10 protein-coding genes are annotated in these 9515 nt (G+C 31.9%); 9 read left to right on the top strand and 1 reads right to left on the bottom strand.

Annotated elements, in window-relative coordinates; all coding sequences use genetic code 11:
• The 7 genes from Q4Q55_RS08410 to Q4Q55_RS08380 form a co-directional block, all read left to right on the top strand.
• On the top strand, positions 1-549 hold a 549-nt coding region (locus tag Q4Q55_RS08410), incomplete at its 5' end, for a 4Fe-4S binding protein (RefSeq protein ID WP_303372370.1).
• Positions 550-1041: a 4Fe-4S binding protein gene (locus Q4Q55_RS08405; RefSeq protein WP_303372369.1), complete on the top strand. Its 492-nt coding sequence runs from the start codon at positions 550-552 to the stop codon at positions 1039-1041.
• Positions 1042-1488 carry an NADH-quinone oxidoreductase subunit B family protein gene (locus tag Q4Q55_RS08400; protein ID WP_292603639.1) on the top strand — a complete coding sequence of 149 codons (447 nt, stop codon included), beginning with the start codon at positions 1042-1044 and terminating at the stop codon, positions 1486-1488.
• A 12-nt stretch (positions 1489-1500) separates the two neighbouring features.
• The gene (locus Q4Q55_RS08395; RefSeq protein ID WP_303372368.1) at positions 1501-2628 is read left to right on the top strand and encodes a nickel-dependent hydrogenase large subunit; all 1128 of its coding nucleotides are present in this window, start codon (positions 1501-1503) and stop codon (positions 2626-2628) included.
• A 3-nt stretch (positions 2629-2631) separates the two neighbouring features.
• Positions 2632-3630 carry a respiratory chain complex I subunit 1 family protein gene (locus Q4Q55_RS08390; protein WP_303372367.1) on the top strand — a complete coding sequence of 333 codons (999 nt, stop codon included), beginning with the start codon at positions 2632-2634 and terminating at the stop codon, positions 3628-3630.
• A gap of 10 nt (positions 3631-3640) precedes the next feature.
• Positions 3641-3904, top strand: coding sequence for an energy-converting hydrogenase B subunit P (locus Q4Q55_RS08385; protein WP_303372366.1), 264 nt, complete (start codon positions 3641-3643; stop codon positions 3902-3904).
• Positions 3897-4556 (top strand): DUF5612 domain-containing protein, encoded by a 660-nt coding sequence (locus Q4Q55_RS08380; protein ID WP_303372365.1) that lies wholly within the window; start codon positions 3897-3899, stop codon positions 4554-4556. Before Q4Q55_RS08385 ends, Q4Q55_RS08380 begins: the two co-directional genes overlap by 8 nt.
• On the opposite strand, the gene cas4 is transcribed toward Q4Q55_RS08380, so the two are convergent.
• Complete coding sequence (cas4, locus tag Q4Q55_RS08375; RefSeq protein WP_303372364.1) at positions 4553-5350, bottom strand: CRISPR-associated protein Cas4; 798 nt, start codon at positions 5348-5350, stop codon at positions 4553-4555. The two genes, Q4Q55_RS08380 and cas4, sit on opposite strands and share 4 nt — an antisense overlap.
• Positions 5351-5631: 281 nt before the next feature.
• On the opposite strand from cas4, the gene Q4Q55_RS08370 reads away from it, so the two are divergent.
• Positions 5632-6402 carry an FHA domain-containing protein gene (locus tag Q4Q55_RS08370; RefSeq protein WP_303372363.1) on the top strand — a complete coding sequence of 257 codons (771 nt, stop codon included), beginning with the start codon at positions 5632-5634 and terminating at the stop codon, positions 6400-6402.
• Between the two features lie 24 nt (positions 6403-6426).
• A partial coding sequence (locus Q4Q55_RS08365) for an Hsp70 family protein (RefSeq protein ID WP_303372362.1) occupies positions 6427-9515 on the top strand: 3089 nt, incomplete at its 3' end.

Raw genomic sequence — 9515 nt, 5'->3', positions numbered from 1 at the left:
GTTCGCACATTGACTGAAGACGATGAAATGTTTATTTATGATGAATTTGATGATAAGGAACTACCGACATTGTCTGGATTTTGTGTTTCCTGTGGAAAATGTACTCAGGTTTGTGATGAAACTCATGCACGTCAAGCAATGACACATTCATGGGATGGAAAAGTTACTGATGATTGTATATCCTGCGGAATATGTGTTGAAGTATGTCAGGAAGAAGCAATTACGTTGCATAGAGGATCAATTTCAGTTAATTTGGATAAATGTATCTTATGTGAAAATTGCGCTGTTCACTGTCCAGTTGATGCAATTCCTAAATCTACAATGTATAAATATGATATTAAGGATGGATTTAATTTCATCGAACAGGAATTATGTATGCATTGTGGTTTATGTCATAAAACATGTTCATATGATGCAATTGATGAGATTGATGGTCAATTTATAGTTAACGAGGAAAAATGTACTTATTGTGGAGCATGTAAGAATGCATGTCCTGCAAAAGCATTTTTATTCGAAAGAAATTTTAAAGATTCAATAGAGGGTATTTAAATGAGTGGTATACTTAAAATAGCTTTAGAAGGAGCTTTTACCAACTTTAAAAGAATCTTTTTTGCAGCTGATAGAGTTACTGATATGGAGTTAAGAAAACAGATCTCAACACTCTCAGTTGAAGTGGATGATAGAGTTGATGAAAAAGCTTGCATAGGGTGTGCTGGTTGTGCTAATGTCTGCCCAACAGGCGCAATTGAAATGAAAAAATTAACAACCCCTATTAAATTAACTGATGATTGGACTAAAAGTGAAGTACCTGAAATTAATCTTGAAAAATGTGTTGTATGTTATTATTGTCATGATTTCTGTCCGATATTCTCATTATATGGTGAGAAAGGAACAATACACCCAAGCTGTGTTGGAGATCAAGAAGTTGATATTTCAGATTGTCTCAATCAACCGTTTAAAATATCTGATGATAAACTTAAAGTCATTGCACAATATTTATCAGATAATACAGTGTTAAAAAATAGGGATGGGGGTGATTAGATGGGAATTAAATCATTTTCAAGAGCAAGAGCAATACATGTCATGTTGGTTTATACTGGCGGATGTAATGGATGCGACATTGAAATTGTTAACTCAATTTTGTCACCTCGTTTTGATGCTGAGCAATATAATGTGTTTTTAACATGGAATCCTCGTGAAGCTGATGTTTTAGTTGTTACAGGACCAGTTACACATTTAAATAGAAAACCATTAGAAGCAATCTATGAAGCTATTCCTAATCCTAAGCTGGTTGTAGCTGCAGGAAGTTGCGCTTTAATGGGTGGAGTTTATAAGAATTGTTACGGTGATATTCCATCTGAGGAAATTGAAGGTCCGGTTGAAAATATCATCCCTGTGAATGCAAAAGTTCCAGGATGTGCTGTAAGACCTCAAGATGTTTTGGCTGGAGTAGTATCACTTTTACCTACATTATTAGATGCGGACTGAGGGGGAAATTAAATGGATGAAAAAGTACCGAGAAGTAATATTATTGAAACTGAAATTCCAATGGGTACAGTTCACCCTGCTGCATTGGAACCATATAGGGTAAGATTTTTCGTTGAAGATGAAATTGTTCAGGAAGCGGAAATCACAATTGGTGTAAATCATCGTGGAATTGAAAGAATTATGGAAGGACTTCCAGTCGAAAAAGCTAATGCACTTACTGAGAAGATTTGCGGAATTTGTTCCAATTCGCATATATGGAATTCATGTCGGACTGCAGAAATTGGTTTAGGTATTGAAATTCCTGAAAGGGCGGAATATATTCGTGTAATTATGGGAGAACTTGAACGTTTACATTCACATTTCCTGTACTTGGCTCACGGTTGTGAAGTGCTTTCTCATGAAACATTCTCTATGAGAGTGTTTTACTTAAGAGAAATCGTAATGGAACTTCTTGCAATGATTGGGGGAAACAGGGTCCAGTACGGTTGTTCTGTTTTGGGCGGTGTAAGGCCTAGATGTGATTTGGATGAGGCGAAACTGTTAAGGCTTAAAAATGATATGGATGCTGTTGAAGAAGGCCTTACAAGTTTTGTTGAAAGATTTATGGCAGATTCAATCGTAATGTCAAGGATTACTGGCATTGGTGTTTTACCTCAAAAACAAGCTATCGAATTGGCTGTTACAGGGCCTAGCTTAAGGGCTACTGGTGTTGCAAGGGATTTGAGGACAACAATGTTCGAATATGATAATTTTGACTTCAATGTTGTTACCCAACCTGATGGGGACGTAAAATCAAACTTGATTATGAGAGCGTTAGAGTCATTTGAATCAATTAAGATTATTCGCCAAGCCATTGCAAATATTCCCGAAGGTAAAGTAATCAATAGAGACTGGGAAATGTTTGATACAGATTTCACTGAAAGTTATATTGAGGTTCCAAGAGGAACATTATATCATTCATATGCTCTTGAAAGTGGAAGGGTAAGGCATTGTGTAATAAGAACTCCTTCAATGGCTAATATTGGTGCAATGCAATATGCATGTATTGGTGATCAGATTACTGATGCTCAATTATGTATTGTACAGTGCGATCCATGTTTTACTTGTACGGACAGGGCAATTGAAATAATTAGGAGGTAGATTATGTTTGGAAATACATTAATAAATTCAGTTATTATAGTAATTCTCACAGTGCTAGTTTGTTTTGTAATTTCAACATTGCTTCCGGGTATTGAAAGGAAATATATTCATGCTAGAATTCAACAGAGAATTGGACCGCTCGTAATTTCACCGGGAATTATGGCTCCAATCAAATTCATGTTTAAAGAGAACATTGAAGTAGCATCTCCTGTTCCAGGTTTATACAAAATATTGCCTATAGTATGTTTCATTGTAGTTTTATGTTTACTTATTGCAATAACTCCTCAGGCTTATGCAATTCCTGCATTGGCAAGTTTAGTGGCTATTGTGGGACTTTTAAAACTTGAAGAAATATGTTATGTGTTGATGGGAGCATTATCCAAATCAGTCATGTCTTTAAGAATGCCATTTCCTGATCTTGCAAAAGGAGGAGCGCATTTGAATGCTCAAAGGTCATTTATTGAGGATATAAGTTCCAAAAGGTCTTTAAGAATGATTACATATGGTTCTTTCCCACTTTATTTGGCATTATTTGCTCCAGTGACTGCTGCTAGAAGTATATTCCTTAAAGATATTGTAGCTTTTCAACAAGTTAATGGACCATTTTTATTTACAATATCTGGAGCTTTTGCAGCCATTGTATTTTTCATTGGATATATGATTGTATTAAATGAATATCCGTTTTCAATAATAAAAGCTAAATCTGATGTTATTGAAGGTCCTTATATGGAATATGCCGCTAAATATAGGGCAATTGTTTATTTGACAAGAGGATTTTTAATGTTTGTACTTGGAGCAGTATTTTCTGTATTGTTCATTGGTGTTCCACCTACAATTATGTCATGGGGAATTTTACTTAATATTGCAGTTGCATTAATATTCGTATTCCTGATGGGAATTTTATCAGCATTCTCACCTGTGTTTACAAACAGACAATTGTTGCCAACTATTTTAGGTGCAACCTTGCTTGGAGTATTAGCTATCGTACTTGGATTATTATGAGGTGGTTGTTTTGAAATTTGTTATGAGACCATATCACATGGTAAGTCTGGGAGGATATATTGTTGAATGGGATTTCCCTTATAGAAATCTCATTGTTGTTAATAAAACTTCCGAACCAATTAAAATTGAAATACCCGTTTTTCATGAAGAATGGATTAAAGAACATAAAGATTTGGGTCTTGATGTTATTCCAGTTACTAAAGATGATAATTATTTAAGCATGTGGAAGAAAGCACATGCAGAATTAGATAAAATTAGGCCGAAAAATGAATGATTATACATTAACAATCAAATCAGATGAGAAAAAAGGAGTTTTAGATGATATTACTGATGTTATCACTGCTCATGGTGCTAATATTAGTTATGTTCATCTTTTTGTCGAAAAAAATAATGTGGGTTCCATTAACTTGGAATTGGAACATGTTGAAGATATTGACGCTTTAATTTATGATTTGGAAAACATCGAAGAAATCAAATCTGTCGAATTGCATGGTTCTCAATTGGATATTTATGGAAAACGTATAATTATTGTTGGCGGTGGAGCACAAGTATCTCAGGTAGCAATGGGGGCTATCACTGAAGCTGATAGGCATAATATACGCGGAGAACGCATTAGTATCGACACTATTCCTCTTGTTGGTGAAAAAGATTTGGCCGAAGCTGTTGAAGCTATTTCAAGATTGCCTCGTGTTAGTGCATTGGTTCTTGCAGGTTCGCTGATGGGTGGAGAAATTACTGAAGCAGTTAAAAAAGTAAAAGAAGAAAATAACCTAATTGTAATTTGTCTTAATATGCCTGGAAGTGTAACTAAATATGCTGATTTGATTATTACTGACCCGATTCAAGCGGGAGTTTTGGCAGTAATGTCAATAGCAGATACTGCGGTATTTGATATTAAGAGGCTTGGTGACAATATTAAATTTTAATTTTTGATGCAAATATCTTTGTATTTGCAATTCATACATTTTTTTTCACTCATCCTGACATTTGGAAGTTTATTGTTGTCTATAATTTCATTAACTTCACGTATAACTTCAAATAATCCTTTTCTTAAGTTTACATCCATGATTACTGGTCGTTTTTCATCAATTTTTTCATAGTAGACAAAGCCCACAAATATCTCGGTGTCAAATTCTTCTTCAAGTAGAATCGCATGAGCCACTAATTCTATTGCATCTTGATCCCAAACACCTTTTAATGGTGGTTTTGAGCTTTTTATTGATACGGGGTAATATTTTCCGTCTATTATTTCAATTTTGTCACATACTCCTATTAATTTGAGTTGAGGGTCTTTTAATAGGTAGGAATACATGCAATTTGGAAAGAACATGTCTGTTATTGCAAATGCATTTTTTTTAAGCATATTCATGGCCTGATTTATTTTTAATGCAGTTATTTTTATATTAAAGTAGGTGTTGTCCACTATTTCATTTAAAATTTCAGGATATTCGTTATTCAAATCAATTTCCTGTATTGCTTTAGCATTGCTTTCTATGTAATAATCAATATTTTCGGATAATCTGTTTTCAATTTCAGGCAGTGTCATGTCCTGTTTGACCTTGCGCATATTTTTCTGAATCAAATCTTGGATATCAATTTTAAGCTTTTTTGTTTCAAGGGCTAGTTGATAATCAATGTTTTCATTTGAATCGATGTGTGTTTGGATATACAGTTTCATTGGACAGTACATATGTGTTTTTATTGAAGAAATGTTTATCATTTAATAACCTCTAAAATTGTTTAATATTAGTTAGAACGTAGTAATATAAATAATTAGATGTTGTAAATGTTTTAAATTTCTTTAATAACCATAAAAATTCTTAAATTCGTTTATTTTTGTAATTCAAAGGAACTTTCACTTTTAAAGAACAATTGAATATGCTATCAAATTAAATACAAAAGTTTATAAATATTTTACTTTCTGCGAAATTTTAAATATTTTTTGGGATAAATATATTTACAATCTTACATATCTAACCTTTGATTTGGAGAGATTTTATCATGAGTGATTTGGAAATGGAAAATACGGTAGTTTTAGATTCATATGATTCAAATATAATATCTGTAAAACTGGCTGCGGTTAACAATAAAGTCAGATTCTCAATTTTAGAAATTTTAAGGGATTTTAAGAAAAAACCATTATATTCTCGTGAAATTAACTCAATATTGTTAAATAAATATAATATTGAAATTTCAGTTCAAATGTTAGGTCAGCACATAAAACAGCTACTTGATGCGGATTTAATCGAAGAGATATCTGTCAAAAAAGAAGTGGTTAATAAGATTGGTCGTAGAAATGTTAAAGGTTACCTTTTAAAAGAAGATGCATTTGAAGATTTATTTTTAGAAATTACTTTCCTGTCAGATGAAGTTTTCACATTTTTTGATTTACATAAAAGCAATCTCCAATTAACAGATTCCAATCACTGTGCTTTAACCATATTCAATGGTGTGGATAAAGGTAAAACATTTAAAATCCATAAGGATGATGTTGTTCAAATTGGAAGAAAAGACCAATTCGATGAGGGTGATTTTGACTCACCTGTGATTCTTTTAGATAATGAATACTCGACTGTTTCTAATATTTCAAAACCTCATATAAAAATTTTTTACAAGGATGATGCATGGTATGTTTTAGATGATGCAAGTTCTAATGGCACTTTTATTGGGGATGTTGAAATTTTAAAAGGCAAACCTACTAAAATCAGAAGCAACTCCTTTATTAAATTGTCTAGAGGTAATGGAGGGGCTGTTATTTACTGTTCATTTTAGTTGTCATCTAATTTGGTGATGTTTGTGGATTTTGATGAAGTTAAAAGTCTAGTTAATGAATTTTTTAATGGCCAGTATGAAGTTAAAAAATTTTTAGGCGAAGGATCCTTTGCAAAGGTTTATTTGGTTAAACATAATTATTTAGATGATTTAAGGGCAATGAAAATTATTAAAGAGCCCATTAGTCCAACTACAAATATCAAATCTATTTTTAAAGAAGTAATGCTTGCAACCAGATTAAGGCATGAAAACATAATAAGCATTTTTGATGCGGGAATAATTTCTGATTCTGACAGAGCTGAAAAACAAGATCTGGCTTTCTTTGTAATGGAATATGTTCAAGGAGGAGACTTAAATCAATATTTAAATTCATTTATTAACTCAGAAATATTGATGCCAATTAGTCGTGTTTTGGATTTAATCAGGCAAATATTAAATGGTTTGAATACTCTCCATATGACAAATCCTCCTATTGTTCATAGGGATTTAAAGCCCAACAATATTTTAATTAGTTATAATGCTTGTGGAGATTTAATTGCTAAAATATCTGATTTTGGTTTTGCAAAAGAAGTTACAACTAGTCTTTCAGACATTGATATAGTTGGTACAAGACCGTATATGGCTCCAGAATGTTTTAATAAGAATGTTTCAACAATGACTGATGTCTATGCTGTGGGTGTGATTTTTTATCAGTTATTGACTAACAATTATCCTTTTGATATTGACAAATTTTCTATTGAAGATTTATTGGATTTGAAACCTTGGAAAATTCCTTTAAAGCCGCCAAGCCATTATAATAAAAAAGTTTCAAAGTATTTGGATGAAATTGTAATGAAATGTTTAAGTATTGCTCCTGAAGATAGATATGATAATGCTTCTGAACTTTTAAGTGATGTTGAAATAGCTATTGGCAAACTCAAATCTTTACAAGAGGATGACATCACAAATACAACAAACGAGGTTGTTGGCGAATATTGTGATTATATTATTAATGATTCTTTAATAAAAGCTTTCAAATTGGCCAAATGTGAAAATAGGTTAAATGAGGCTATTGAGATATTGGAATGTGAAGTTTTAAACGATTATCAAATTCGTAAATATTATGGTGAAACTTTACAGATGTGGAAATCTAGGTATCCTGATGCGAAATTGATTTCCAAAGCTTTCACTGTTAATTTAATGGGTAAAAATTATAAATTATCCTGTGAACTTTTAATTGAGGCAATTGCGTATAATCCTTCCCTTAAAAATAAATTTGCAGTCTATATTGATTTATGGGAAATATTTATAGGTTTATCTAGTCATAGAAATTTAATCAAATCAATCATTGCTCTTGAGGAATTAATGGATTCTAATAAACATATTAATGAGATTTATGCAAATGTTATCAATACTTTAAAGACTTATTCTGTTGAAGAAATTGTTGCAGGAGCACTCAATTTAGTCAATTCAAATAATTTAATAGATGCATCTAATTTAATGGAATTTGCTGTAGTTTATGATTCAAAAATTAGAGATAAGTATGAATATAAATTGTCTTTGTGGAAACAAAACATGAATTCGGAGTTTAAAACGGACAATAAGTTAAAACAGGATACTGTTGATTATGCGATTGATTTAGGAACATCAGATTCGATAATGGCATATTTTAATAATGGAAATCCATTAATTATCAAAAATCGAAAAACTGGAGATGATTTTACTCCTTCTGCTGTTCTGATTGATGATAATAATACGATTCATGTTGGGGAAGATGCAAGATTGGCTTTGATTGAGGATAATAAAAATGCAATATCTGAATTTAAACAAACTATGGGATTTCCAATTTCATTCAATTTTCAACAATCTTCTCGGGATATGCTTCCTGAAGAATTGTCTGCTGAAATCCTAAAAGATTTAAGAATATCTGCTTATCATCAATTTGGTGTGGATATAGAACATGCTGTTATTTGTGTCCCAGCAAATTCAAATTACTTGAAGACAAAAGCTATTAATGATGCCGTTAATCTTGCCGGATTTAGATTTCATTCCCTTATACCCGAGCCTATTGCTGTGGCTATTGCTTATGAGTTACAATCAAATCATGATTCATTTGAAAAGTGGATTATTTATGATTTGGGTGGTGGAACATTCACTGCTTCCTTAATTGGAAATAATGAGGATGAACTTGAAAAAATAGACAGTGTGGGTTTAGAAAATCTTGGGGGAAATGTGTTTGACTGGGCTATTGTTGATGAAATTTTCACTCCAAAGATAGCCGATGATTTGAACTTGGATGATTTTAAGAGGGGCAATCCAAAATATAAGAAGATATTTTCAAAACTTAAACTTGCTTCGGAGATTTCTAAAAAAGAATTATCAAAATATATGGAAAAGAGTATATGTATAAACAATCTTTTTAGTGGTTATGATTTTACATATGATTTATCCAGAAATGAACTCAAGCAAATCATAAATCCGTTAATAAAACCAACATTTAATTTAGTGAGAAATCTGTTAGAAGGCAATTCCTTAACAACTGGAGATATTGATAAATTAATTCTTGTGGGCGGATCTTGTTTAAGTCCGGTGGTGCAAGATTTATTAAAAGAGGAGTTCGACATTCCTCTTGAGCATAGCATTGATCCTTTGACGGTTGTTGCAAAAGGAGCTTCAATTTATGCGGGAAATTTAAAAAAACCTCAATTCACTGTTGATGCAGGTTCATTTTCATTAATTTTGAATAGTGGTGATGAAGGTATTGGCGGAAGAGTATTTGCAATGGATGATAAATTTTCTTTTTTAGGATATTATATAAGATTTATTGGCGTTAAAAATAATTATTCCTCTGATAAAATTCCACTTAATTTAGACGGAACATTTAAAATTGCCTTGCCTGAGGGGGAATATGATATTAAAGTTTATGATGGGGATAGTATAGTCGATATTGATGAAAAATCACCTAGCTTAATAAAAAATGATAAAATTTGGATTGATTTTTTCAATAAATCATATAAAATAAACGGTGACTTAAATGTCACCGAGTTAAATAATCGTTTCAATCAAATATTAAGATCTATAGATTATTTAAATGACTATTCCAGATTCTTTAATAAAAATGAAATTTTAGAGTA

The sequence above is a fragment of the Methanobrevibacter sp. genome, from assembly GCF_030539555.1.
In the GTDB taxonomy this organism is placed as follows: domain Archaea; phylum Methanobacteriota; class Methanobacteria; order Methanobacteriales; family Methanobacteriaceae; genus Methanocatella.
This window is presented reverse-complemented; position numbering and strand designations above follow the sequence as displayed.

Excerpts from the sequence above, each read along its gene's own strand:
- Q4Q55_RS08405 (WP_303372369.1), top strand. The coding sequence starts at position 550 with ATGAGTGGTATACTTAAAATAGCTTTAGAAGGAGCTTTTACCAACTTT.
- Q4Q55_RS08400 (WP_292603639.1), top strand. The coding sequence starts at position 1,042 with ATGGGAATTAAATCATTTTCAAGAGCAAGAGCAATACATGTCATGTTG.
- Q4Q55_RS08395 (WP_303372368.1), top strand. The coding sequence starts at position 1,501 with ATGGATGAAAAAGTACCGAGAAGTAATATTATTGAAACTGAAATTCCA.
- Q4Q55_RS08390 (WP_303372367.1), top strand. The coding sequence starts at position 2,632 with ATGTTTGGAAATACATTAATAAATTCAGTTATTATAGTAATTCTCACA.
- Q4Q55_RS08380 (WP_303372365.1), top strand. The coding sequence starts at position 3,897 with ATGAATGATTATACATTAACAATCAAATCAGATGAGAAAAAAGGAGTT.
- cas4 (WP_303372364.1), bottom strand. The coding sequence starts at position 5,350 with ATGATAAACATTTCTTCAATAAAAACACATATGTACTGTCCAATGAAA.
- Q4Q55_RS08370 (WP_303372363.1), top strand. The coding sequence starts at position 5,632 with ATGAGTGATTTGGAAATGGAAAATACGGTAGTTTTAGATTCATATGAT.